Annotated in this window: 22 protein-coding genes, 1 pseudogene and 1 riboswitch; of the genes and pseudogenes, 10 read left to right on the top strand and 13 right to left on the bottom strand. The window is 48.4% G+C overall.

What is annotated here, in order from left to right; genetic code table 11:
* Positions 1 to 39: 39 nt before the first annotated feature.
* Positions 40 to 1,674, bottom strand: a complete 1,635-nt coding sequence (locus tag ACSF8W_RS07350; RefSeq protein ID WP_500846325.1) for a phosphoethanolamine transferase — start codon at positions 1,672 to 1,674, stop codon at positions 40 to 42.
* A 483-nt stretch (positions 1,675 to 2,157) separates the two neighbouring features.
* On the opposite strand from ACSF8W_RS07350, the gene pflB reads away from it, so the two are divergent.
* Positions 2,158 to 4,455 (top strand): formate C-acetyltransferase, encoded by a 2,298-nt coding sequence (gene pflB, locus ACSF8W_RS07345; protein WP_500846323.1) that lies wholly within the window; start codon positions 2,158 to 2,160, stop codon positions 4,453 to 4,455.
* Positions 4,456 to 4,613: 158 nt separating this feature from the next.
* On the opposite strand, the gene ACSF8W_RS07340 is transcribed toward pflB, so the two are convergent.
* Positions 4,614 to 4,991, bottom strand: coding sequence for a hypothetical protein (locus ACSF8W_RS07340; RefSeq protein ID WP_500846321.1), 378 nt, complete (start codon positions 4,989 to 4,991; stop codon positions 4,614 to 4,616).
* Between the two features lie 370 nt (positions 4,992 to 5,361).
* Between ACSF8W_RS07340 and ACSF8W_RS07335 the strand changes: the two genes are divergently transcribed.
* From ACSF8W_RS07335 to ACSF8W_RS07315, 5 genes are all read left to right on the top strand, one after another.
* Positions 5,362 to 6,018 (top strand): nitroreductase family protein, encoded by a 657-nt coding sequence (locus tag ACSF8W_RS07335; RefSeq protein WP_500846319.1) that lies wholly within the window; start codon positions 5,362 to 5,364, stop codon positions 6,016 to 6,018.
* A gap of 155 nt (positions 6,019 to 6,173) precedes the next feature.
* Entirely contained in the window at positions 6,174 to 6,614 is a 441-nt protein-coding gene (locus ACSF8W_RS07330) for a hypothetical protein (RefSeq protein WP_500846317.1), read from the top strand.
* 258 nt (positions 6,615 to 6,872) lie between these two features.
* Positions 6,873 to 7,640: a ribonuclease H1 domain-containing protein gene (locus ACSF8W_RS07325; protein ID WP_500846316.1), complete on the top strand. Its 768-nt coding sequence runs from the start codon at positions 6,873 to 6,875 to the stop codon at positions 7,638 to 7,640.
* A gap of 145 nt (positions 7,641 to 7,785) precedes the next feature.
* Positions 7,786 to 8,583: a RecX family transcriptional regulator gene (locus ACSF8W_RS07320; protein ID WP_500846314.1), complete on the top strand. Its 798-nt coding sequence runs from the start codon at positions 7,786 to 7,788 to the stop codon at positions 8,581 to 8,583.
* 105 nt (positions 8,584 to 8,688) lie between these two features.
* Complete coding sequence (locus ACSF8W_RS07315; RefSeq protein WP_500846312.1) at positions 8,689 to 9,429, top strand: HAD-IIB family hydrolase; 741 nt, start codon at positions 8,689 to 8,691, stop codon at positions 9,427 to 9,429.
* A gap of 112 nt (positions 9,430 to 9,541) precedes the next feature.
* On the opposite strand, the gene thiE is transcribed toward ACSF8W_RS07315, so the two are convergent.
* The 8 genes and pseudogenes from thiE to ACSF8W_RS07275 form a co-directional block, all read right to left on the bottom strand.
* Complete coding sequence (thiE, locus tag ACSF8W_RS07310; protein WP_500846700.1) at positions 9,542 to 10,183, bottom strand: thiamine phosphate synthase; 642 nt, start codon at positions 10,181 to 10,183, stop codon at positions 9,542 to 9,544.
* Between the two features lie 13 nt (positions 10,184 to 10,196).
* Positions 10,197 to 11,030, bottom strand: a complete 834-nt coding sequence (gene thiM, locus ACSF8W_RS07305; RefSeq protein ID WP_500846698.1) for a hydroxyethylthiazole kinase — start codon at positions 11,028 to 11,030, stop codon at positions 10,197 to 10,199.
* Positions 11,031 to 11,032: 2 nt separating this feature from the next.
* The gene (locus ACSF8W_RS07300) at positions 11,033 to 11,704 is read right to left on the bottom strand and encodes a TenA family protein (RefSeq protein WP_500846310.1); all 672 of its coding nucleotides are present in this window, start codon (positions 11,702 to 11,704) and stop codon (positions 11,033 to 11,035) included.
* A gap of 41 nt (positions 11,705 to 11,745) precedes the next feature.
* On the bottom strand, positions 11,746 to 12,732 hold the full coding sequence (locus ACSF8W_RS07295) for an ABC transporter substrate-binding protein (protein ID WP_500846309.1): 987 nt from the start codon (positions 12,730 to 12,732) through the stop codon (positions 11,746 to 11,748).
* A gap of 53 nt (positions 12,733 to 12,785) precedes the next feature.
* Positions 12,786 to 13,511: pseudogene (locus tag ACSF8W_RS07290) on the bottom strand (ABC transporter permease); the annotation flags it as partial.
* A gap of 94 nt (positions 13,512 to 13,605) precedes the next feature.
* Positions 13,606 to 14,412: an ABC transporter ATP-binding protein gene (locus tag ACSF8W_RS07285; RefSeq protein ID WP_500846307.1), complete on the bottom strand. Its 807-nt coding sequence runs from the start codon at positions 14,410 to 14,412 to the stop codon at positions 13,606 to 13,608.
* A complete protein-coding gene (gene thiD / locus ACSF8W_RS07280) occupies positions 14,402 to 15,253 on the bottom strand; it encodes a bifunctional hydroxymethylpyrimidine kinase/phosphomethylpyrimidine kinase (protein WP_500846305.1) in 852 nt (283 codons plus the stop codon). Before thiD ends, ACSF8W_RS07285 begins: the two co-directional genes overlap by 11 nt.
* A 72-nt stretch (positions 15,254 to 15,325) precedes the next feature.
* Positions 15,326 to 15,423, bottom strand: a riboswitch (TPP riboswitch).
* 88 nt (positions 15,424 to 15,511) lie between these two features.
* Entirely contained in the window at positions 15,512 to 15,844 is a 333-nt protein-coding gene (locus tag ACSF8W_RS07275; RefSeq protein ID WP_500846303.1) for a VanZ family protein, read from the bottom strand.
* 287 nt (positions 15,845 to 16,131) lie between these two features.
* Here ACSF8W_RS07275 and ylqF point away from each other — a divergent pair, with 287 nt between their 5' ends.
* The 4 genes from ylqF (at position 16,132) to ACSF8W_RS07255 (ending at position 20,689) form a co-directional block, all read left to right on the top strand.
* Positions 16,132 to 17,079, top strand: coding sequence for a ribosome biogenesis GTPase YlqF (ylqF, locus tag ACSF8W_RS07270; protein ID WP_500846301.1), 948 nt, complete (start codon positions 16,132 to 16,134; stop codon positions 17,077 to 17,079).
* A gap of 339 nt (positions 17,080 to 17,418) precedes the next feature.
* Positions 17,419 to 17,898: a hypothetical protein gene (locus ACSF8W_RS07265; RefSeq protein ID WP_500846300.1), complete on the top strand. Its 480-nt coding sequence runs from the start codon at positions 17,419 to 17,421 to the stop codon at positions 17,896 to 17,898.
* A 136-nt stretch (positions 17,899 to 18,034) separates the two neighbouring features.
* The gene (locus tag ACSF8W_RS07260; RefSeq protein WP_500846696.1) at positions 18,035 to 20,113 is read left to right on the top strand and encodes a protein-disulfide reductase DsbD family protein; all 2,079 of its coding nucleotides are present in this window, start codon (positions 18,035 to 18,037) and stop codon (positions 20,111 to 20,113) included.
* A gap of 9 nt (positions 20,114 to 20,122) precedes the next feature.
* Positions 20,123 to 20,689 (top strand): protein disulfide oxidoreductase, encoded by a 567-nt coding sequence (locus ACSF8W_RS07255; protein WP_500846298.1) that lies wholly within the window; start codon positions 20,123 to 20,125, stop codon positions 20,687 to 20,689.
* Positions 20,690 to 20,836: 147 nt separating this feature from the next.
* Here the strand turns inward: ACSF8W_RS07255 and ACSF8W_RS07250 are convergent, their stop codons facing one another.
* The 3 genes from ACSF8W_RS07250 to ACSF8W_RS07240 all read right to left on the bottom strand — a co-directional run bounded on the left by ACSF8W_RS07250 (position 20,837) and on the right by ACSF8W_RS07240 (position 24,101).
* Positions 20,837 to 21,355, bottom strand: coding sequence for an aminoacyl-tRNA deacylase (locus tag ACSF8W_RS07250; RefSeq protein ID WP_500846297.1), 519 nt, complete (start codon positions 21,353 to 21,355; stop codon positions 20,837 to 20,839).
* 101 nt (positions 21,356 to 21,456) lie between these two features.
* Positions 21,457 to 21,999 carry an NlpC/P60 family protein gene (locus ACSF8W_RS07245; RefSeq protein ID WP_500846295.1) on the bottom strand — a complete coding sequence of 181 codons (543 nt, stop codon included), beginning with the start codon at positions 21,997 to 21,999 and terminating at the stop codon, positions 21,457 to 21,459.
* 410 nt (positions 22,000 to 22,409) lie between these two features.
* The gene (locus ACSF8W_RS07240) at positions 22,410 to 24,101 is read right to left on the bottom strand and encodes an amidohydrolase (protein WP_500846294.1); all 1,692 of its coding nucleotides are present in this window, start codon (positions 24,099 to 24,101) and stop codon (positions 22,410 to 22,412) included.
* Positions 24,102 to 24,254: the final 153 nt, after the last annotated feature.

Here is a 24,254-nt window from a genome sequence, read left to right as displayed (position 1 = left end):
AACACAGATAGGCGTTTTCAATTTTATCGTTCGGGTTATTTACGATGCGCGGCAGGTAGCAAATACATCCTGATGCTGGCGATAAGCATCCGTTTCGACATCCATGATACCGAGCAACGAATCAAACAGATTGTCGTGTGAATAAGTCGCTTCTTTCGCATTCTGACGTAAGCAGTCGTCATTCAAATGCTTTTGCTGTTTGAAATCATCAGAGAACCACATCAGCATCGGCACGTGAGTCTGCTCTTTGGGTGCAATGGCATACGGAATACCATGCAAGTACACCCCATCTTCGCCTAATGATTCACCATGATCAGACAGATAAATCAAACCCACATTGTATTTGTCAGAAACCAATTTCAGGTTCTCGATGGCCTGCGCAATGAAGTAATCAGTGTACAAAATCGTATTATCGTACGTATTCACCAAGGCTTCATTCGTACAGTTTTCAATGTCTGCACGCTGGCAATCAGGCGTAAACGCACGGTGAGATTCCGGATAACGTTTAAAGTACGTTGGACCGTGACTGCCTGAAATATGGTAGAAGATGATACTATCTTGAGTTAACCCCTTCGCATCTTCCGCAAAATCTTCTAGCATCGCGATATCGTAGCAATGATCGTTATTACACAGCGGATCCGCATCTTTCGGCATTTGAGTTAACTTTCGGATATGGTGCGCAACGCCTTTATCCCCACCATCATGATCACGCCAAATCGAGTGAATACCGGCACGCTGCATGATATCCACCACATTATCTTGGTTATAAGCCGTCTCTTTATCGTAATTTGTACGGTTCATGTTAGAGAACATGCAAGGTACAGATACGGCTGTCGCTGTGCCGCAGGAGGTGACATTTTGGAAGAAAATCAGATTGTCCGGCGCAGTATGCTGGTTGGTTGGCTTGTCGTAGCCATGATATTGATAGTTATACGCACGTGCGGTTTCGCCTAGCACAAAAACCAGCAACGTTGGCTTGGCCGCTGCTGTTTGCTTCGCATCGGTGCCGATTTCCTTGTAAGGCACAGGATCAACAAAGTAAGTATCACGGACATAATTATAGGTTCCCCACACGTATTCATTGGGGATGATCATTTTCTTCAAATGATGGTTATTACGACCAACGGATGCGTAGTCTTTGTAGTACAGGCCGGCAATGGCACCAATTACCATCAATGAAATCGCAATACCGCCCAATTTCCAGCCAAAGAAGGATTTTGCGCCGGGAAATTCCAACTTGGTGAACGCCAATAAGCAGGCAGGTCCCCCCCCCATCAACACAAACCAGACAACGGAATAAGCGCTCAAATAACTACTCGCTTCTCCGGCGTTGGTTTCAAAGACATTTTCAATCATCCCGTAATCAACGAAGATGCCATAATTATACATGGCATAGCTGACTAAACTTGACGTCAATAATAAGAAAATAAAGAAAGGCTTCGAGAAATACGGCCAATTAAATAGCTGAAAAATCGCCTGAAAAGCGGCACAGAAAAACACGGGGAGTGATAACACAAAGCCCTGTTTATAAGAATCCATGGCTGACATGATCCGCCATAGCTCATGGGCAATCGGCAGATTCACAACAACGGTATAGTAGAGCGCCAAAATAATCGGCAGTTTATTGATAGATACGTGCGGTCTTGCTTGATAATTAAACACGGACTTTCCCATCCTATTATTATTTCGCTCATTATGACTATAGTATTTACAATTGGTTTCAAAAAATTACTTGCCCTAACCTAAACGGTCAAATTAAAAGCAATGTGATGCAATTTGTTTGATATGCTCTGTGTCTATCTGTCGCTTCTTTCGCCTGATATTCTTGTATTAACTGCCGCACTGTCACTCTCTATTCAGCCCTCTTCATTGCCAGCAAGCGCCTGATAAAAGAAAAATCAATAAATGCACAAAATGCATGGTAAATATGATAACCATTCATTTTACTCATAAATTAGATTTGTTTAGTATCACTCCCAAGTTAAAGACGTGAAGCAAACACGTATTCCCATTGACGTTTCAATAGGTTGTGCCTCTTGGGCCGGGTCTTTTACACCCTGAATTTGAGCCAAAATATTCATGAAAGCATTGATGGATACCGCCTTTCTTGTTTCACGCCTGCTGTTTTCAAATACCCATTATTTTGAGGAATTAGGTATGACCATTCCAACCACAGCAATGTTAGACGCTTGGCAAGGCTTTACCGCTGGTGCATGGCAAACAGACGTCAATACCCGTGATTTTATTCAAACGAACTACACGCCTTATGAGGGTGACGAATCTTTCCTTGCTGAAGCCACAGAGGCGACCAAAACGCTTTGGAATAACGTACTGGAAGGTATTAAAGAAGAAAGCCGCACACATGCGCCGTTAGATTTTGATACGGACCTGCCTTCAACCATTATTTCTCACGATGCGGGCTACATTAATAAAGATATCGAAACCATCGTTGGTCTACAAACAGACAAACCACTGAAGCGTGCCATTATCGCTAATGGCGGTATTCGCATGGTGAAAAACTCATGTGAAGTGTATGGCCGCGAACTTGATCCACGTGTTGAGCAAATTTTCACGGAATACCGTAAAACACACAACAAAGCGTGTTTTGATCTTTACACCAAAGACATCATTGCCTGCCGCAAATCCGGTATCATTACTGGCCTGCCTGATGCTTATGGCCGTGGCCGTATTATCGGTGACTACCGCCGTCTTGCGCTTTACGGTATCGACTTCCTAAAAGCAGACAAACTTGAGCAAATCAATTCAACTCAAGCCTTCCTGGAACAAGGACAAGACCTAGAGAAAACCCTTCGCCTACGTGAAGAGTTGGCAGATCAGGTACAGGCACTGGAAGATATCCGCACCATGGGCCTGAAATACGGCATTGATATGTCTTCCCCTGCCCGCACCGCACAAGAAGCGATCCAATTTACCTATTTTGGTTACCTTGCAGCGGTGAAATCACAAAATGGTGCAGCCATGTCTCTGGGTCGTACGTCGACTTTCTTGGATGTGTACATTGAACGTGACTTGGCGAACGGTGCGATCACCGAATCTGACGCGCAAGAGATGATTGACCACTTCATCATGAAACTGCGTATGGTGCGTTTCCTGCGTACGCCTGATTATGATTCACTGTTCTCTGGCGACCCAATCTGGGCAACAGAAGCGATGGCCGGTATGGGTGTCGATGGCCGTACCTTAGTGAGCAAAACCACGTTCCGTTACTTGCACACGCTGCACAACATGGGCCCAGCCCCCGAGCCAAACATGACCATTCTGTGGTCAGAACAATTGCCGGTGGCCTTTAAGCAATACGCAGCGAAAGTGTCTATTGAAACCTCGTCTGTTCAGTATGAAAACGATGACTTGATGCGTCCAGATTTCAACAATGATGACTACGCCATTGCGTGTTGTGTGAGCCCACAAATTGTGGGTAAAGACATGCAGTTTTTCGGTGCCCGTGCCAACTTGGCCAAAGCCTTGTTGTACACCATCAATGGCGGCATCGATGAAAAATCAAAGGCTCAAGTTGGCCCACAATTTGGCAAGATTAGCGATGAGGTATTGGATTTCGACAGCCTGATGCCACGCTTTGATGAAATGCTCGATTGGCTGGCCACCCAGTACGTGACCGCATTAAACATCATCCACTACTCACACGATCGCTACAGCTATGAAGCGTCACTGATGGCACTGATGGATCGCGATGTGCATCGTACCATGGCCTGTGGTATTGCGGGTCTGTCTGTCGTAGCGGATTCTTTGGCAGCCATTAAATTCGCCAAAGTGACACCGATCCGCGATGAAGACGGCATTGCCATCGACTTTAAGATTGACGGTGACTACCCAGCCTTCGGTAACAACGACGACCGTGTTGATGCCATTGCCTGTGATTTGGTCGAACGCTTCATGAACAAAATTCAGAAGATGACCATGTACCGCAACGCAACGCCAACACAATCTATCTTAACCATCACCTCTAACGTGGTGTACGGTAAAAAAACCGGTAACACACCGGATGGTCGCCGTGCAGGTATGCCATTTGGTCCGGGTGCGAACCCAATGCACGGCCGTGACACAAAAGGCGCGGTAGCCTCACTGACCTCTGTCGCGAAACTGCCGTTTGCCTTTGCCAAAGATGGGATCTCTTACACCTTCTCTATCGTGCCAAACGCACTGGGTAAAGAGGTGAACACCCAGAAGCAAAATCTGGCGGCGTTGATGGACGGTTATTTCCACCACGAGGCGGACAAACAAGGTGTCAGCGTAGAAGGCGGTCAGCACTTGAACGTGAACGTGATGAACCGTGACATGCTGATGGATGCGGTGGAAAACCCAGAGAAATACCCGCAGTTAACCATTCGTGTATCTGGTTATGCGGTACGCTTTAACTCACTGACCCGTGAGCAGCAACAAGACGTGATCACCCGTACGTTTACAGAGCGCGTGTAAGCAGGAATCGCTCTCTGCGGTATCACCGCCTCACTGACTGAGATAACCGGTCATAAAATGAAAAATGGCTCGCGATGGCGAGCCATTTTTTTAACGTTCAATAACATCACTTATAAAGCCATTACTTTTAAATCGGACGGTCTTAAGCCCATAGATCGTTAGCCCTTTAAGACAGGTGTACTCTCTGACACGCACCCCGCATCTTTATAGCGGTTCGACAGGCTCTGCAAAATCTCATCTTCTGTCAGTGCGCGCCCCACGCGCTTTCGCTCTTTACTGTCAGGCGCAAACAACTCGTCAACTAAACGTACCATCATCACAGCGACATCTTGTTTTTGTGCCCCTTTGCTTTGCCATGCAATCGCTTCATTGAACCAATCATCCGACGGATGACCAGATTTTTTCAAGATAATATAAATGTTAGTGGCATAGGACACACACTGGCTGGCTTTCGATGGCTCTGCCGCCATCGCTGGTGCGGACAATAGTGGTGCCGACAGCATTAACGCTGACAATAAAAGGAGAGTTTTCTTCACTGTTAATCTCAATAGTGTGTTGGTAAGCGGTTCCGCGACGTAACCTACGGGTGACGAGTAGTAGGCCATTTCACGAATGAATACCCTACAATCCCGATAAAATGTAAGAAACACAATGCCTCTGATGCATTGCTTGTAGTGACCTCAAACTACTGATGATAAAACGCATTTCACTTTCATCAGGGTGAGGATAGCCTCTAAAATGCTAAAAAATCGTACCGCTACTCAGTGACATCGGATTGAAACGTCATCATCGCCTATCATCCGCAACAACATAGGATTCCGTGTGTATTTTTGGTAGGGTGAAGGCGTTTTTTCATCCACACGCAAGAATGATGTTGCGTTGCCTTAACTGCTATAGGGAAGAATCATGACACATCCTATTATTTCTGATCTCAACAGCCGCTACACCGCTAAACGTTACGATGCATCGAAACGTATTCCACAAGCTGATCTGGATGTGATCTATGAAGCGATGCGCCTGTCGGCCTCGTCCATTAACTCACAGCCTTGGAAATTCATTGTGATTGAAAGCGATGCCGCCAAACAGCGTTTTCACGATACCTTTAACAATAAACACCAATTCAACCAACCCCACGCAAAATCCGCATCACACATCATTTTGTTTGCCCATAACCCACACTACACCCGTGATGATTACGCCAACGTGGTCGATAAAGGGATTGCCGATGGCCGCGTACAGCCAGAAAACCGTGAGCAAGCCTTTGGCTCTTATGCCTTTGCCGACCTAAATACCGATGAGAACGGGTATAACGGTGGTTGGACGAACTCACAGACTTACATCGCACTGGGTAATACCCTGCATACATTGGCGCGTTTAGGCATTGATTCTACCACCATGGAAGGCATCGACAGTGAACGCATCAGCGAGGTATTTACAGCGGAATTAGGCGGCTATGTGTGTAACGTGGCGCTGGCCATCGGTTACCACCATGCTGATGAAGACTACAACGCGAAATTACCAAAATCCCGTCTTGCCAAAGAAGTGGTTCTCACCATGCTGTAGCAAAGAAATTTCATCCTGTTCATCCAAACTTTCGAGTGATTCATGATCTTTGAAAACAACAGGTTGTGAGTATTTACGTCTGACGGAATACTATAACGAATATAGGCTTTTGCCCGATACGGATTAACACGACGTACTATTCAAGGAAGAATGCAATGAAACCGTCACTTCATTACCTGTGCCCTTTGTGCACGACGCAATCAACGGCTGAATTAAAAGAAATTGATAAGCTTATCAAAGATAAGACGACAAACTGTCAGTCCTGCAACGGTGAACTGGCGTTAGATAACGAAGGGATTACCACCCTGACAGCAAGATGTGAGGAGATTAAAGCCGCGGGGACCTATCAGTTATGGGGCAGCTTGATCATGGTGGCTTCAACGCTACTCCACTTTTCAGAAGTCATTACCATGCCCCTACTTATCATCGGTTACGTAGCGACCGCAGGGCTTTATATTAAATCGCATTCCACCACCTTTCCGGATGCGATGCTCACTTTTTATGCCGATGAGAGCACGCAGGATAGCAACGCGGAAACCGCTGAGATGGACTTAAACAATGAAAACGCAGCAAAAACACTGAATGACACACCATAACGTTTGATCATCAGCACTCAGGAGGATATTGCGCCGCAATGGCACAGCCACCTCGCATTATCCTCCTTGCTCATCCCCTCGCCGACTTGTATTGTCTTCATGCCCCTCTTTCCGTTCTCTCACGACTTTCCTTGTCATCGGCGAACGATTAACATTTAATACCCCTGATACACACTTCCCCATCCGGCTATCGCCGTGGCAAGTAATACATGCTCATTAAGACAGTGTGTCACCGAATCATTTTAGTAAGGGATCAGTTTGGCTAAAAAATACTATGTTGTGTGGCAAGGTCGTGAAACCGGCATCTTTACGAGTTGGGCAGACTGCAAAGCACAAGTCGATAAATTTAATGGCGCGCGATTCAAATCGTTTCCGACGCTAGATGAAGCCGAAGCGGCGTTTGGCAAGAAAGCGTCACCGTCATCATCTCAAGCCTCATCCCGTCGCACCGCCCCTCAAGCGAAAAAGAAAGCGGCTCCGCTGTCTCAAGCACAAATCACCGCAATGCCGTTTGATATTAAGATATTCACAGACGGTGCCAGTGAGCCGAATCCGGGCGAATCCGGCACTGGGTTAGCCGTGTATGAACAAAACCAGTTAAGCGAGTTATGGTATGGCATTTATCAAGCCATGGGCACCAACAATACCGCGGAACTCAATGGTCTGTATCAAGCCTTAATCATGGCAAAAACAAAACTTGCGCAAGGCCGTTCGGTTGCTATTTATTGTGACTCGATGTACACCATTGATTGCATCACTAAGTGGGCAAAAGGCTGGTCAGCAAAAGGCTGGGTGAGACCCGGTGGTGAGATCAAAAACCTCGATATCATCAAACCCGCGTATGCGTTATACCAAGAGATTGCTGCCAGAATCACCATTTACCATGTGAATGGACACGTGGGTATTGAGGGTAACGAACTGGCCGATAGAATGTCGATTATTGCTATTGAAGCACAAGAAGAAGGCCTGAGCTTGTACCGTGAAACGGATGACATTGCTGAAATACTGGCCTGCCGTAGAGGCTAAAACACGGCAACATTCCGTTCTTAATGTGCAACGCCTGCCCCTCTTCCATTCTCGGGATACGGCGAAGCACCGCATTCTCATAGTAAACACGATTGATCTGCATTACAGTCAAGGTCATACAGATCAATCATTCTTCGAGGCCATCATGTTTAGTCAACGTCCTATCAAGCAAGCCAAAACCATTGATAATGTGTACGGCAGTGCGTTTTATCACCTTGAAGCCAAAGACAGAACCATTGATGAGCTCAGAAAAAAACTCGTCGCCAAAACCGATAACCAAGAATGGATTGATACCGTCATCAATGACTTGATTGATCGCGGGTATTTAAAATCCGATGACAAGTTTGCAGTTAACTTCGCTGAAATGGCCTTCAGTGCAGAGAAAGGCAGCCAATTCATTCAATCAAAACTGAAAGAAAAAGGCATCAGCGAAGCAACCATTAATGAAGCCATCTCGTACGTCATGCAGCGTGACAACATTTGCGAGATAACCTTATTGCAGCGCCGTCTGGCGAACATGCGGCTTGAGTCATTATCCAGTGATAAATTGCATGCCACGTTAACAAAATATGGGTTTAGATCATCCGATGTGCGTGACGCGATTCAAGCACACCCAGTGGCGGCTTCATTGCCGTCTAAAATGCAAATCAAGGCGGATAAAACCGACATCACCAAAGAGATTGAAAGGCTTGCCCGTAAATTAAAAGGCAAATCGACCATTCGCCGAGAGCTGCAGCAAAAGCTGATTGATGTGTCTCATTTTGATGAACAAGTCGAAAAGTTAGAGTTGGATGGCAGTATCGATTTTTATGAAAACTGCCGCTTACGCTTAGAGAAGAAACGCTTTGATTTGAGCGATTCAAAAGACAAAAGTAAAGCCTATGCGTACCTGTATTCGCATGGCTTTAGTGCCGATGAAATAAAGGAAACACTGGGTAGTTAACAAAATAAAGATTAAATCACTAAAAAAGCTTCACCAACGCGTTGAGGGGTATAAATTAATAGCTATAAGCTATTTTCTGTTTTTCCTCAGCGTGTAGGTGTTCATATGATAAAAATGCTGGTATGCGACTTCGATGGCACAATCAATGGTGGCCCGTCACACGGTGTACACGAATTTTCTGACTACCTCAGTACGCAACTTGATCTGCACTTTGTCATCGCGACCGGCCGAACTTTTCCTTCCATTACCGATGGACTCACCACCGAAAATTACCCGACACCTCGCTGTATCATTAGCGATGTGGGTACTCAGATACATCATGACCACGATCAGGGGGCGGATACCCTTTGGCAACGTCACTTAGAAACCAAATGGCGTAAATCGGCTATTCAAGACGCACTCAGTCACATTCCGTTTTTGGGAGAATGCCATGCACTACACCAGGGGGACTATAAACTGACGTTTGAAGGGAAACTTAGCCCGAAACAATATGATGCGATTGCAGCGCAGTTACTCTCCCATCAGATTGATGTTGATTTAACCTACTCACATGATTGGTATTTAGACATCACCCCGAAAGGGGTCAATAAGGCGACGGCCATTCATTACTTGATGCAAAAACACGGTTTATCTGTCCACGAAATTTGTGTCGCGGGCGATTCGGCCAACGACACCGCCATGCTGACCATGCCCGGCATCAATGCCATTTTAGTCGCGAATCATTACCCGGAAGTGGCGCACTTATCAGCCTTAAATCATGTGTACACCAGTACGGCATCGCACGCAGAAGGGGTATTGGAAGGCTTAAAATACTGGCAAGATGTAGCGATAACGCGTTCAGTATAAATAATGGCAATAATTGGCTGTGATGAATCATAAACAGACATAAAAAATGACGAGCTGCTACCCTCGTCATTTTTCTTGGTTTTATGTGTCGAATGCCACTTTCGCCATCATACTATGGCATGGCAGACAACGGCGGTTCACCATTCAAGGTCGCGAGACAATTACGCGCCGCCTGTGCTGGGCTATCTGCATGACAAATGGCAGACACCAAGGCGATGCCATCAGCGCCGGCGGCATCAATTTCTGTGATGTTCGACATATTGATGCCCCCAATGGCTACGATCGGAAACGAACTCTGTGCCACCGCCTTCGCCAGGCCCTCAATGCCCCACGCTTTCTTGATGTCGGTTTTGGTGGGTGTGGCAAAAATGGCGCTCAAGCCTAAATAATCCACTGGCAGGGCTTCTGCCTCCACTAGCTGCTGCTCATTTTCCACCGACAAGCCGAGAATTTTCTGCTCACCAATCAATTGTCGAGCGATCGCCGCAGGCATATCCGATTGCCCTAGGTGCACACCATCGGCATCAACCGCCAACGCCACATCCACCCGATCATTGATGATCAGCGGCACACCGGTTCCCTGCAAAATGGCTTTCACTGCCAGAGCGCGTTCAATGAATGCGCGCACATCGCCGTGTTTTTCTCGCACTTGTACCATGGTAACACCACCAGCAACCGCTTCTGCTACCACCGTTTTCAAGGTATCGAGATCTTGCTGATCATCCGTCACTAAATACAGACGGTACGGATTCATCTCGGTCATCGCGTTACACCATCTCCAAACGTTGTACTAACGTGTTTTCATCTAGCTGATAGAGCGCATCCAGCAAATTAAGTTGCAGGCTACCGGGTCCTGCAGATTGCTCTGCCGCGATCTCACCCGCGACGCCCATTACCGCCGCCGCAGCTAACCCTGTCGTTTCCCCAACCGCGGCAAACGCACCTGTTAAGGCCGACAAGGTGCACCCCATACCCGTCACGTAAGGCATCATGGTGTGGCCGTTGTGCAACGCCGTGATGCACTGGGCTGTGACGATGTAATCCACCTCACCCGAAATCACAACAGAACAACGGTAAGTCTTAACCAAATACTGCGCGGCGCCAACGGCCGCTTCGCTGCTGTCCAGCGCATCAACACCCTTGCTTTGCGCTTTGTTTTGACCTTCTTCACCGGCTAACGCGATAATTTCAGACGCATTACCACGAATGATCAAGGTCTCAGCGGCCTCTGCCAGACGCCGAGAGGTTACTGTTCGCAACGTGCTGGCACCGCACCCGACCGGATCCAGTACCACACATTTTTTATTTATGTTCGCCTGTTCAATGGCATACGCCATACGCGGTGTCCATTGGCTGTCGAGCGTTCCAATATTGATGACCAATGCCCCACAAAAGGTCATCATCTCAGCCATTTCTTGCTGCGAATGCGCCATGATCGGCGACGCACCAATCGCCAGTAACGCATTCGCCGTATTGTTCATCACCACATAGTTGGTGATATTCACCACAAGGGGTTTTTGCGCACGTACCGCGTGAAGTGCATCAAGGATGCGTTGTGTTTGCGTTTGTGTATGTGCTTGCAAGTTAGCTTGTGTGCTCATCATTATCCTTCCTTTACGGCGTTTAAGCCTTGCTGCCAAAACGCCACTTCCATGCGGGTCGCCGTTTTGAACACCTGAATCAGGTGCTGCCCGCGAGGACTGTTTACATCAATATCGTGCAGCAGACTATCAAGGTGATCTCGCCCATTCGCCACGCCCTGCTGGAATTCGTCCCCACTGTACAGCGCCATCCAACTTGCGTACGGATTCCCGTCTCTTACCGTTTCTGGCGCGGCGGCCAACAAGCGGCCAATTTCTGCATAACCCAATGCACAAGGCGCCAATGCGGTGTACAAGTCGACAATATCGCCCGTCATACCGGCATCGAGCACATAGCGGGTATAGGCCACGGTACCGACATCCTCCATCTCTGCTTCCATGTCGGCTTCGGTCAGTCCCCATTGCGCGCAATACGACACGTGATGAGCAATTTCTGAATCCAGCAACGCGTGTACGCTGGTGAGTGCCTTACGCATCCCCGTTAAATTCGGGGCTTTGTAAATTGCTAACGCATAGGCGCGCGCGTATTGCTTCAAAAATAAAAAGTCTTGCTTTAAGTAATGTAAATAACACGGCTGAGCCAACGTGCCCGCGCCCAGTTGCTGTACAAACGCATGTTGGGTGTAATCCATCCAATCCGCTTGGCATGCGTTAATCAAATCCTGATGATTCATCTGTGGCGTTCCTTATGTTCTTTTTTATCGGTATAACGCGATTACAATACGGGTACGTAATCTTGGGCTTTAGGCACGGTTTCAATAATATTATGTGCCTTCATAAACACGGCATAATCATCGTATCGCTTCAAATCCACCGCCGATGGGCGCAAAGCAAAGCGGGTCAACGTGTCCTTCCATGCGCGGTGGTTCAGTTCGTTATCCAACGTGTCCGGGGCGTAAGCAACAAAGGTCTTCCATGCTGCTTCCGGGTGATTCACTATGTACGTAGTGGCTTGCTCAAGGGCATGATTAAACGCTTGAATCGCCGCTTTATCGTAGGTGTTCGCATTGGCGACAAACACCAGTTCATCGTAAGCTGGCACACCGTGCTCTTCGGGGAAAAATGCCTTTGCTTTGTAGCCTTCTAACGCCAATTGGTTGGTTTCAAAGTTACGCAGCCCGCCCCAAATCGCATCCACTCGGCCGGAAGCCAGCGAGGACGATAACGCCCAGCCCACGTTAATGATTTTCACCTCATCGAGGCTGACACCGCCGCTGTTGAGCATGGTACCAATGGTGGCTTCTTCATTGCCCGCAATCGCAATACCGATTTTCTTGCCTTTAAAATCAGCCATACTGTTAATACCTTTGCCTTCCAGCACCATTAAGGTATTCAGGGGGGTCGCAATCAACGTGCCGGCACGGACTAAGGGCAAACCGGCGGCCACATCAATGGTCAAATTCGGCTGATAAGTGATGGCCAAATCCGCTTTATTCGCCGCCACCAGCTTAGGCGGCATGCTTGGGTCGGCAGGCTCTTGAATCGTGACATCTAAGCCATTCTCGTTGAAATAGCCTTTCTCTTTCGCAATCACAATAGGGCCATGATTGGGGTTCACAAACCAGTCCAGCATCAACGTCAGCGGTTGGGTTTTACTTGCGGTATCCGCAAGCGCAGTACCCGACATCATGAGCGATACGAGGAGTGAAACCGCCGAGGCGGCGTATCGCATGCCTGTCTTTTTCATGCCTGTTTTTTTCATGCTATGTCCTTCTTCTGTGTGGCAAATAATTAACATTGTTATAATCTGGATAATTAATCGGCTTCCCAAGGGATCAGGCGTTTAAGCACTTTGTCGGTGATGAAATACAGCGACACTGATAACGCGGAAAGGATGAATAATGCAGCAAACATTTCATCAATCATCATGCGGGCATTGGCTTGGAGCATCAGGTAGCCTAGCCCTTCGCTGGAGCCGACCCATTCACCGGCCACCGCACCGATCGGGGCGATGACGACCGCGACACGAATGCCGGACGCCAAGGTAGGTAACGCCGCCGGCAACTGCACATAGCGCAAACGCTGCCATTTCGTGGCGCCCATGGTGCTGACTAAATCAAGGTATCCCGTTGGCGTATTACGCAAGCCGTCATAGCAGCAGGTCGTCACGGGGAAGAAGATAATCAACGCGGCCATCACCACTTTTGAACCGATCCCATAACCCAGCCACAACATCAGCACGGGAGCGATGGCGAACACGGGGATGGCTTGACTAGCGATCAACAGCGGCAATAACCAACGCTTCAACGGTTTGAACAGCAGCATTTGCAGGGCAAAAAACAGCCCCATCGACAACCCTAACAACAAACCAAATACGATTTCCTGTGCGGTCACCCAAGTATGTTTCAGCAACACATCGTGTCGCTGTATCATGCGCTCAAACACATCCAGCGGTGCCGGTAAAATAAAAGACGGCATCGCAAATACCACCACAATGGCATGCCAAAGGCCGATGATGACCGCCGTACTGATCGCCACTCGCACCAATGGATGCGATAACGGGGAGACAGAAATGGCCGTCTTTGTAGAGGATGACGATTGCGCCGCGGAGGATGCTGAAGTTAATCGGGTCAGGTTAGTCATCGTCTTGCTCCAAGCGCGTCAAGATCACTTGCTGCAAGCGGGCACAATCGGCGTTGTAGTCACGCGGTGTCACTGACGCAGGCACGTCAAGCGCCATCGCCCTAGCAGGCTGTCCTTGCAGGATGTACAACGCATCGGCCAGACGCAGGGCTTCTTGCGGATCATGGGTGATCAGCACCACGGTTTTACCTTTCAGCAGCGTACAAGCGAGGTTTTGCAATTTATGGCGTGTGACCGCATCAAGCGCGGAAAACGGCTCATCCATCAGTACCACGGGCTTGTCTTGCATCAAGGTGCGAGCCAATGCCACCCGCTGACGCATTCCGCCGGATAATTGTTGTGGTCGATAATGGGCTTTGTCGGCTAACCCTACACTCGCCAGTAACGCGAGGGCTTTTTGTTTCGCTGACATTGATATTTGACGTGAGGCAGAATCACCAAACCGGGTACTCAACATGACGCTCTCGAGCACCGTTAGCCACGGCATCAACAAATCTTGCTGACCCATATAAGCAATATGCGCATGCAAATCACACGCCGGCGTCGTCGTCAGGTGCCCGTTCCACACCACGCTGTTATCCAATAACCCGGCTAAATAACGCAGTAATGAGCTTTTACCGCACCCACTGCGCCCCAATAAACAAGTCCACTGGCTAGCGGGGATCTGCATATTCAGCCCCGCCAACGTTGCCGTTTCACTGTCGAGATAATGTAAATAGCCGTCTTCAATGCTCACCGCCACCCCATGATGATCATCAAGGGATAACGGGAGAGTGATCGATGACACACTAGCGGACATCGTTATGACCAGGGAAGAAGTGATTAACCGGGCCATGGCCTTTGCCGATATCTAACGCATCCGCATGCAAAATGGCCTGCGAGATATACTGCTTACCCAAGGTCACGGCTTGCAACAAATCGTTGCCTTGCGCCAAATAAGAGGCGATGGCTGACGACAAGGTACAACCGGTGCCGTGCGTATTGCGCGTTTGTACGCGTTTCGCACTCAAGCGTTGCACATCGTCAGAGAGGATCAGTAAATCGTTACTGTTTTCATCTTGCTCTAAGTGGCCACCTTTCAGCAAAACACTCTTGGCACCGAGTTGACGCAGATCTGCAATCATTGCCGCCATTTCATCTTCATTGGTTGGGATTACCCCCCCAATAAGTGCTGCGGCTTCTGGCAAATTGGGGGTGATGACATCGGCTAACGGCAATAACGCGGATTTCAATGTACTGATCGCGGTGTTTTCTAATAATAAGTCGCCGCTTGTAGCAACCATAACGGGATCAACAACAAGATGAGCAGGACGGTACTGCTGAATTTTGGCCGCCACCACCTTAATGATCTCGCTATCGGCCAACATACCGACTTTAACGGCGACAACATTGAGATCAGAGAACACCGCATCCAATTGGTATTCCACATGTTCAACCGGGATCGGACAAATGGCAGAGACGCCTAGCGTATTTTGCGCTGTGATAGCGGTGATCACCGAACAGGCATAACCGCCAGTGGCTGAAATGGCTTTAATATCGGCTTGAATACCGGCACCACCACCGCTATCTGAACCGGCAATGGTCAGAACAATGGGGGTCGATGCGTCAAGCGCTTGGGGAACATACGATAAATTTGACATAATCATTCCTCGAACTGACGTTCTAGGACTTATCAAGCCAAGACATGAATAATGAGGAAGGAGAGGTCATCATCAGCAAGACAGATAGTTCCCTACGCCAGTGTTAACTGAATCAGGTTCAACGGGTCTCGCGATGCGATCTCAGCCTACTGGCCCCCCGACTATACTGTTGCGATAGTAGCAATTTTCAATAAAAGTGCAACATATCAAACTTGCATCACATTGATTCTGTGGGTCGAAACACTTTATTTAGAGGTTCTATGGCGCATTCCTGTCTGTAAAGTGACCCACGACATAACGAGCCAACATAGCCAATACGATGCCACACACTATACCGCCACCATTCGCGGCCATGTCCAACCACTCACCATACCGGTTCACATACGGCTGGATCAGTTCTATGGCCCCACTCCACAACCAGAAAGCACCGGCCAGCGCGAGCCAATAACGCGGCCTGACAAACGCCGCCGGAAACATTAACGCGGCATACGCGATAAAATGGGGGGTTTTATCCGTTCCCGGTACAGGCGGTAAACTCGCCATCGGAGAGAGCGACAGTACCGTGATCGCCAATAGAATCAGAATAGTCACGGCAACCCAATACCGTACCATTAAACGAATAATCAAAATTTCACACTCAATAGTAATCGTGTTGCGTAATGTACACGGCCTAACAAACCACCTCAAGCCTATGGCTGATTGCCCGACAGCCCATAATCATTGAAAAGATTTATGTATATCAAGAAGTACGTTACACTTCCTCACAAACCGTAATCGTTGGTGATGCGGCCGACTGCTGCAAATAACCGACATGAATTCCACCGGTTGCGCTTACCCTAACGTGCGCGCAAGCCGGAAAAAGAAAATAGAGTTTCCCTATGAGTAACACAATCCAGTGGTTCCCGGGCCACATGCACAAAGCGCGTAAAGAGATTGAAGAAGTGCTTCCGAAGATCGATGTGATCATTGAAGTGCTTGATGCCCGTATTCCTTTCAGTAGTGAAAATCCACTGATCAAAACGTTCCGTGAAAAGAACAACAAGCCTGTCGTTAAAGTGCTGAACAAGCGCGACTTGGCGGATCCGGAAATGACGGAACTGTGGATCAATCACCTTGAACAAGAGCAAGGCGTAAAAGCCATTGCCATCACCACAGAAAACATCAACGAAGTGAATAAAATCACTGAGTTATGCCGCAAACTGGCCCCACACCGTGAAGACATGGGCAAGCATATTCGCACCATGATCATGGGTATTCCAAACGTCGGTAAATCCACCATCATCAACACCCTTGCAGGGCGTTCAGTGGCGATTACCGGTAACCAGCCAGCGGTGACCCGTCAGCAGCAGCGTATTAACCTGCAAAACGGCATTGTGCTATCTGATACCCCAGGGATTTTGTGGCCAAAAGTGGAAAACCCGCACAGTGGTTTCCGCCTTGCGGCTACAGGCGCAGTGAAAGATACCGCGATGGATTACATCGATGTCGCTTTCTTTACCGTTGAATACTTGGCACAAGCTTACCCTGAGCGCTTGAAAGCCCGCTACGACATTGACGAACTGCCAGAATCTGAAATCGAAATGATGGAAGAGATCGGCCGCAAACGTGGTTGCCTGAAATCCGGTGGCCGTGTTGACCTGCATAAAGCGTCTGAAATTCTGATCAATGAACTGCGCAATGGCACCCTTGGTCACATCACGATGGAACGCCCAGAAATGATCACCCAAGAGTTGATCAATGTGGCAGTAGAAAGTGAGCGCAAGGCTGAAGAAAAGATCCGTGTGAAAGAAGAACGCCGTAAGCGTTACTTGCGTAACAAACGCTAAGTTTCACGACCGCGTCTGAGTAAAATAGACGCATTGCAAAAATAGCATCGCCGTCATGCAATATTGAGCCACCAGCACTGAGCGGCAGGTGGCTTTTTCACCCTTGCAGCCCTGCAAAAAAACAAAGAAAATAGCCCATACTCACGTGACCGTCCAATACAGGGTTCACGCGTGTTCAGCACAGCCCATATTCTCTCCCTGAAAGTCACATTTTGAGGAAGTTTAGGGTTATAGAGAAACTTTTCGTGCTACGGCCGGTCTGATTTCGTTCAAGCATGTTTATTTTCAGCCTGTTGATACGCAACACGCTGACTGAAGTAAGGTTCAAAAACGTTTTTCATGTATTCCACTGCCACACACCGTCAGCTTGCCAAATACGCGCTATGGTTAATCGCCATGGCGATTTTTGTGTGCACCAGCCAAAATACACGACTAACAACGATCTGCTCGGCATCACCTTCCGTCAACGCGATTAACACGATTGACGCGACCTTTATCAGCGGTAATACACCGGCATTGGCGCAATCAAACCCTATCGTCGCTTTCCTTGCCATGCAAATCGACGCATTGCACGCTCAAGCGCAACAAAATGATGCCCTCACCCGAATCGCCAGCAGTGACATCAGCAAAGCCTGTTCGCTCACTGACCACCTGCTACCGTGGCATCCTCCCCAGCTTGAACACGGCATCATTAATATACTGTTTATCGTCCTCACCTTTGCTGTCTTTGCAGGCGCAGGGTTACTTGTACCGGTTCTCACTGAACCGATCCCTCCGACGCAGCGGCGTCACCTGACTTTTTGTGTCTTCCGGGAATGAAACCGGCAGAGTCCATGCTGGCCATCGCGTAAGCGAGTTCTGTAACGTTTTTATTTTTGGAGTCACCACAGTGAATTACTCAACCCCACACGGTCGCACCTCCCGCCACCGAAAATCAGCAGCCCGTACACCCATTGTGCTGTTATTGGCATTACTTAGCCTGTTCATGTCTTTGGGGGCATGGGCCAAAACGGCCACTACTGGCTGGTTACATAATCCGGATCATCCACCGATTCAAGTGCGCTTTATGCTCACGGGACAAACCGATCCAGCCGCTAAAACCGTAGAAGGCTTGCTCGAAGTCCAACTGAATGATGATTGGAAAACCTACTGGCGTAGCCCCGGTGAAGGTGGCGTCGCCCCTTCCATTGACTGGTCTCTTTCCAACAATATCAGCAGTGTGGACTGGCACTGGCCGATGCCTAAGCGCTATGAGTTTTTGGGTGTGGAAACCTTGGGCTATAAGCACCACATCAACTTCCCGATGACGCTGCACATTGACGACATGAATAAGCCAGTATTCGTTTCCGGTAAATTAGTGATGTCTTCCTGTACCAACATCTGTGTGCTGACCAATTACGAGATCGCTTTGGGCTTTAAACCTGATGCTATCGATTACAACGAAGAAGCCATGCACTTGTACAACCAAGGCATGAGCCATGTACCGCAAGCACAACCGTCCGTCACGATTGATGCGGCAGGCTGGGACGAGAAAAACCGCGAATTAACCTTGGTGGCAACGAACACGTTAGGCTGGCAACAACCGGATGTGTTTATCGATGGCGATTCACAAAATGTTAAAGATGCATCTTTCTTAAAGCCAAGCGTTGAGGTGAACGGTAATACCTTGATCGCCAAAATGGCAGTGAGCAGTTGGTTTGGCACGCCGAAACTGAATAACGAAACCTTGAATGTCACCATCAGTGATAACGGATTTTCCGTCGAAGATACCGAAGTCGTAACCAATCAGCCCATCGCTCTGCCTGTCGACAGCAGCACCAACTTGTGGGAAATCATTGGCTTTGCCCTACTGGGTGGGTTAATCCTCAATATCATGCCGTGTGTTCTCCCGGTATTGGGGATGAAACTGAGTAGCGTGATTGCGGCTGAAGGCTTAGCAAGAAAACAGATCCGCTTGCAGTTTTTGTCATCTGCTGCCGGTATCGTGACGTCATTCTGGCTATTAGCTGGCTTCTTGATCGCGTTAAAAGTATCAGGACAAGCGCTCGGCTGGGGCATTCAGTTCCAAAGCCCGTTTTTCATTGGGGCGATGGTTATCATCACCGCGCTTTTCGCAGCCAACATGCTAGGGCTGTTTGAGATCCGCCTGTCGAGCAATACCAATACCTGGTTAGCCACTCAGGGGGATGAGTCTTACATCGGTCACTTTGTACAAGGCATGTTCGCCACCCTGTTGGCTACGCCGTGCAGCGCACCATTCTTGGGTACCGCCGTGGCCTTTGCCTTGGGCGCCGATATGCTGACCTTGATCGCTATCTTCACTGCACTGGCAATTGGTATGGCCGCGCCGTGGTTGGTGATCGCCCTCTTCCCACGCTTAGCGCAAATGCTGCCTAAGCCAGGAATGTGGATGGACAAAGTCAAAACCCTGTTTGGCTTCATGATGCTCGCGACCAGCGTGTGGTTACTTAGCCTGATGACCAACTTCCTTAGCACGCCTGTTGTGGTCTTTATTGGCGTATTGATGCTAACCGTATTGCTGTGGCGCTTGGGTAAAGCCAAAGGCCGCAAGCCCGTGATCTTTGCGTTAGCGATGGTGGTACTGGGTGCCGGTGGTGGTCTGATCGCAGGCAGCATGACGGCCGATAACTGGTCAACGCCGCTCCCGCAAGATCATGCGTGGCAGTCTCTGGATGTAGAAGCGATTGATGGCTATGTGAAAGCCGGCAAAACCGTGGTGGTGGATGTCACAGCCGACTGGTGTATCACCTGTAAGGTCAATAAGATGAGTGTTCTGTTGCAAGAGCCGGTACACAGCCAACTCGCTGGCGACAACATCGTACTGATGCGTGGCGATTGGACCAAGCCGTCTGATTACATTACCGGCTACCTGCGCTCGAATGGCCGTTATGGGGTACCGTTTAATGTCGTCTATGGCCCGAACGCACCGACAGGCATTCCTCTGCCCGTGATCCTGACCAATGATGATGTGCTCAATGCACTATCATCAGCCACACAGTCCGCCACACAGTAAGGAACGCTGATGACCACATCACACGATAAACACGCAGCAGCAGAGCCGGAGCCGGGAGCGCCTGAACCGGGAGAGAATTCCCCCTCTTCCTCCCGCTGGAAACGCTGGTTGAAAGAAGCGGTATGGATGCTGATATTGGTTACGGTTGTCAGTATGGGCGTGGACATGTGGCGCAGTCGCAACCTGCCGACGGACACGCTGCCAACACCATACCTGCAAACCTTGCTTGGCGACCCAGTGGACTTAGTGGCTCTTAGCCAAGATGAACCGGTGATGCTGTATTTCTGGGGTTCATGGTGTTCTGTCTGCCGCTTTGTAAGTCCGGCCGTCAACTGGCTAGCCGACGACAATCAAGTGATCACCGTAGCATTAAACTCTGGCGATGACCGCCGACTCACGGCTTATCTGAATCACCATGATTACCGTTTTACGACGGTCAATGACCCACAGGGAGATATCATGAAAGCGTGGGGATTTTCAGCGGTACCCGCGGTTGTGATCATTGATAAAGGCAAAGTCAGCAGTGTGACCACCGGTTTTACCAGCCTGCCAGGATTATGGCTGAGACTGCAATAACCGCCACATATTCAGCGCATGTAATAAAAACAGCCCACGGTATCATGCCGTGGGCTGTTTTTTACCTAAGTATGTCTCGGCAATGCCTTGCACAGGATGCCAGTGCTGTCATCCATAGATATACTCAGAGAAAAACTGAGACGTGATTCACTCCCATTCCCAGTGTCGCCCTTCATGCCCTTGTGAATACAGCATACGATAGCCGCTGATGTTTTGGTGCGGCACATCTTTCACGATCTTCTGAAATTGCGTTTGATCCAAATGGATCAAGTGCTTGTGATCGCCGGATTCAATGTACAACTCGTCTTGTTCGAGCAGCATATCATCCACCAGCATATCCACCTGATAAGCCGGTCCTAATGAGGGTACAGCCCCCGGTTCGCAGTCTTGAAAGAGCGTCGATAATTCATGCTCCCCGACCAAGAAATACGGTTTACCGAGCATGCGACTGATTTTATCAATCATCACCCGCCGGTTAGAGGGCACCACCGCCATTAAAAATTCGCCTTGCTGATTTTTCAGCACCACCGCTTTAGCAACTTGCGCCGTCGGCACGTGAGATGCAATAGCGGAACTGAAAGATGTGTCGGTGTGCTTATGCTGGGTAAGATTAAAATCGATATTGTGATTGTCCAGAAACTGTTCGACAGTGATTGCGATAGCCATAGGATCACCTTTTTTACGCTTGGTGCACCTAGAGTATAGCGGTCTATCACGACCTCTATCTATCACGTCTCATACACTCTATCGAAATCAACACCGCCGCCTTACGGGCTAATACGGCGGGCTTGCCAATATGTTCGTTGCCAGTAGGGATTGTTCAGACTAGAGATCATGACCCCCTGTGAGGTTGATGCATGTAAAAACTGTTTATCACCCACATAGATCCCAACATGACGCAGGTTACGACCCGTTTTAAAGAACACCAAGTCCCCTTTTTTGAGTGCTTTAATATCCACCCACTTGCCTTTACGCACTTGCTCTGCCGTCGTACGCGGCAATTGCATTTTCAGGACATCAGAAAAGCCCACTTGCACAAACGCCGAGCAATCGATCCCTTTGCGACTGGTACCGCCTAATTTATATGGCGTACCTTGCCACTGACGATAAACCGTATCAAACGTGGGTGCTGATGACAGCGGTACATCCATCGGTATATAGGTATAGCGAGGATCGTTACCACTGGTGCGGTGGTTTGCAGCGTGCTCCTGTGATTTTAGTGTCTGGGATACTGACAGATTATGATCCGGGGCAGAACTGCAACCTGTAACCAAGCCTGCCACTAACATCGAATATACTGCTATTTTCACCGCTTCCGCTTCCTTCACTGCAATCGAAATGACAATTATTTATGGTATATAATTGTGGATTCTATCAAGTTTAGACCCTACCAACCATGTAATCCTCATAAAAAAAGACATATTGATAGCAAAAAACACCCCACCAAGATGGCAGTAAAGAAAGAATAAAATGAAGAGAAAGGAAGCGAATGAGACGGGTTATATCGCGAAAAACAAAAAAAAGGCTAGCAAACAATGCTAGCCCATAAACTCCACACAACAGAAGAAATAGATACGAAAACACAACCTATGGGTTAATGACTGTACCTACTGAGGGTAGTTATCGCCTGTATCCAGGGTGTTATCCAGTTGTTTTTTACCAAGCAAGAAACAACTGCGACAGGCTTCACGCTCTCTTTCTTTCTGTCAATAAAACTCGGTCAAAACAAGGAATTAGTGCGCGTATTAGCCGATTTCATCTCTTCATGAACAAAGGTAACATCCCCCTGTAACATGGTCATTAATACGGTGGCTTTTGCGATCTGTGCGGCAGTCAGTTTCGTTAAATCCTTATCTACAAAGACTAAATCTGCCGACTTACCGATCACGATACTGCCTGTGACCGATTCAATCCCGAGGGATTTCGCCGGTTCAATGGTGTAGCTATCAATCGCTTTATGGATATCATTCAGCGCATAGCGTTCAGGTTGCTGCAAATGGCCACTGATACGTTCTAGAGGCGGGGTGTATTGCTGCCCGACCCCGCCGCTGCTTAACGCAATGCTCGTTGAAAACTTCTCCAGTGCCTTAACACTGACCACCTTGGCATGACTCGCTTGGTTATGCTCAAGCTCCGCGCCTTTCTCTGCATGGAAAAGAAAATTGACGGTTACGCCCAGTTCACTAAACAAGGGGTATTGCACGGGTTTGATAAACTGCATGCCACTCACAGTAAAACGTTGATCGTCACTATTACGGCGTGCATTTTGAATAGAATACAGCGCGGCCTCTACGGCCGAATCCCCTTCTGCGTGAATATACGCGCTAAAACCGATTTCTTTCAATCGCATAAGCCAAGAATTTAATTCTGTTGGCGTAAAGTAGAAAAGGCCGTTCGGCTCTGATGCAACCACTGGTGTACGGTAAGGACTGCTTAATCGTGCAGTCCCTAATCGATATTGACCATCGACGTTGATTTTGACCTGATTAAGCAATAAACGTGCATTTAAATCGTTGCGATACATGTTTTTCAGTTGTGACAACTGATCATTCACCCCTTTAAACGGCGATAAGCGTGGGCGCACCGATAGACGCACATCCAAATCATACCCCTTCGCGACCTGTTGCCAGAATTGCAAGCCGTCTTCAATCCAAACAGCGCCGGATTCACCGATACTGGTGATACCCCATCGTTGTAGATCATATGAGAAGGCGTCGAAGCGCTGCAGTACCTCCGCCATATCTAGCGGATAGGTTTTTAATGCCTCTTCTAATACCAGCTCTGACAACGACCCCAATACGGTACCGCTGGCGATGTTCTCTGAGGTTCGCAGTATTTTCCCACCAATAGGATCCACACTGTGCTTGGTGATCTTCATCAGTGTCAACGCCGTGGAATTCATCCAAATCACCGAAGAATGCGGTTCGAAAATCACTACGGGAGTTTGTGTAAAATGCACATCCAGCCATTCTCTTGGCGTCAAACCGTCTAAGTCAGCGGTTAATAAGCCTTGCGCAAACCCCACTAACCATTGCCCTTGCGAGAGCTTTTTCGCGGTTTGTTGACACGCACCAATTGATGGTGTTCCGGCATGCAAATCTAACTCACAGGCCACATTTTCAAAGCTGATCAGGTCGAAAAGGTGGGTATGTAAATCAATAAACCCCGGATAAATCGCACTGCCTTGGGCGTCAATGTGCTGCGTTGTCGCAGTAACTAACGACTTCGCTTCATCAGACGGTCCCAAGTAACTGAATTTACCATTAGTGATGCCAATGACGGTATCTGGCGGCATAGTGTAAACCTGTCCGCCGGTGATCATCATGTCTAATGATGGCCGTGCCATCGCTGGTTTTACACACAGCCCAGCCAACAGCATTCCAAGCAGAAAACGGCATAAATTTGATGTCATTGTTCACCCATAAGCAGATTGTCACCGCTAGCGTATAATAGGTGACTCTCAAAATAGAAATGAGATTTATGAATACCCTCTTTTTTGTGAATCTACAATACTTTACCGTATCAATAACGTCATTTTCGACCAACACTGACACTTCTTCCTTTC

It is taken from the genome of Photobacterium sp. 270122K (genome assembly GCF_059941365.1).
Note: the sequence above shows the minus strand (reverse complement) of the source record. Positions and strands in the feature narration are given on the sequence as shown.

Coding starts and splice junctions, on each gene's coding strand:
- ACSF8W_RS07350 (WP_500846325.1), bottom strand. CDS start 1,674: ATGGGAAAGTCCGTGTTTAATTATCAAGCAAGACCGCACGTATCTATC.
- pflB (WP_500846323.1), top strand. CDS start 2,158: ATGACCATTCCAACCACAGCAATGTTAGACGCTTGGCAAGGCTTTACC.
- ACSF8W_RS07335 (WP_500846319.1), top strand. CDS start 5,362: ATGACACATCCTATTATTTCTGATCTCAACAGCCGCTACACCGCTAAA.
- ACSF8W_RS07330 (WP_500846317.1), top strand. CDS start 6,174: ATGAAACCGTCACTTCATTACCTGTGCCCTTTGTGCACGACGCAATCA.
- ACSF8W_RS07320 (WP_500846314.1), top strand. CDS start 7,786: ATGTTTAGTCAACGTCCTATCAAGCAAGCCAAAACCATTGATAATGTG.
- ACSF8W_RS07315 (WP_500846312.1), top strand. CDS start 8,689: ATGATAAAAATGCTGGTATGCGACTTCGATGGCACAATCAATGGTGGC.
- thiE (WP_500846700.1), bottom strand. CDS start 10,183: ATGAATCCGTACCGTCTGTATTTAGTGACGGATGATCAGCAAGATCTC.
- thiM (WP_500846698.1), bottom strand. CDS start 11,030: ATGAGCACACAAGCTAACTTGCAAGCACATACACAAACGCAAACACAA.
- ACSF8W_RS07300 (WP_500846310.1), bottom strand. CDS start 11,704: ATGAATCATCAGGATTTGATTAACGCATGCCAAGCGGATTGGATGGAT.
- ACSF8W_RS07295 (WP_500846309.1), bottom strand. CDS start 12,732: ATGAAAAAAACAGGCATGAAAAAGACAGGCATGCGATACGCCGCCTCG.
- ACSF8W_RS07285 (WP_500846307.1), bottom strand. CDS start 14,412: ATGTCCGCTAGTGTGTCATCGATCACTCTCCCGTTATCCCTTGATGAT.
- thiD (WP_500846305.1), bottom strand. CDS start 15,253: ATGTCAAATTTATCGTATGTTCCCCAAGCGCTTGACGCATCGACCCCC.
- ylqF (WP_500846301.1), top strand. CDS start 16,132: ATGAGTAACACAATCCAGTGGTTCCCGGGCCACATGCACAAAGCGCGT.
- ACSF8W_RS07265 (WP_500846300.1), top strand. CDS start 17,419: ATGTATTCCACTGCCACACACCGTCAGCTTGCCAAATACGCGCTATGG.
- ACSF8W_RS07255 (WP_500846298.1), top strand. CDS start 20,123: ATGACCACATCACACGATAAACACGCAGCAGCAGAGCCGGAGCCGGGA.
- ACSF8W_RS07250 (WP_500846297.1), bottom strand. CDS start 21,355: ATGGCTATCGCAATCACTGTCGAACAGTTTCTGGACAATCACAATATC.
- ACSF8W_RS07240 (WP_500846294.1), bottom strand. CDS start 24,101: ATGACATCAAATTTATGCCGTTTTCTGCTTGGAATGCTGTTGGCTGGG.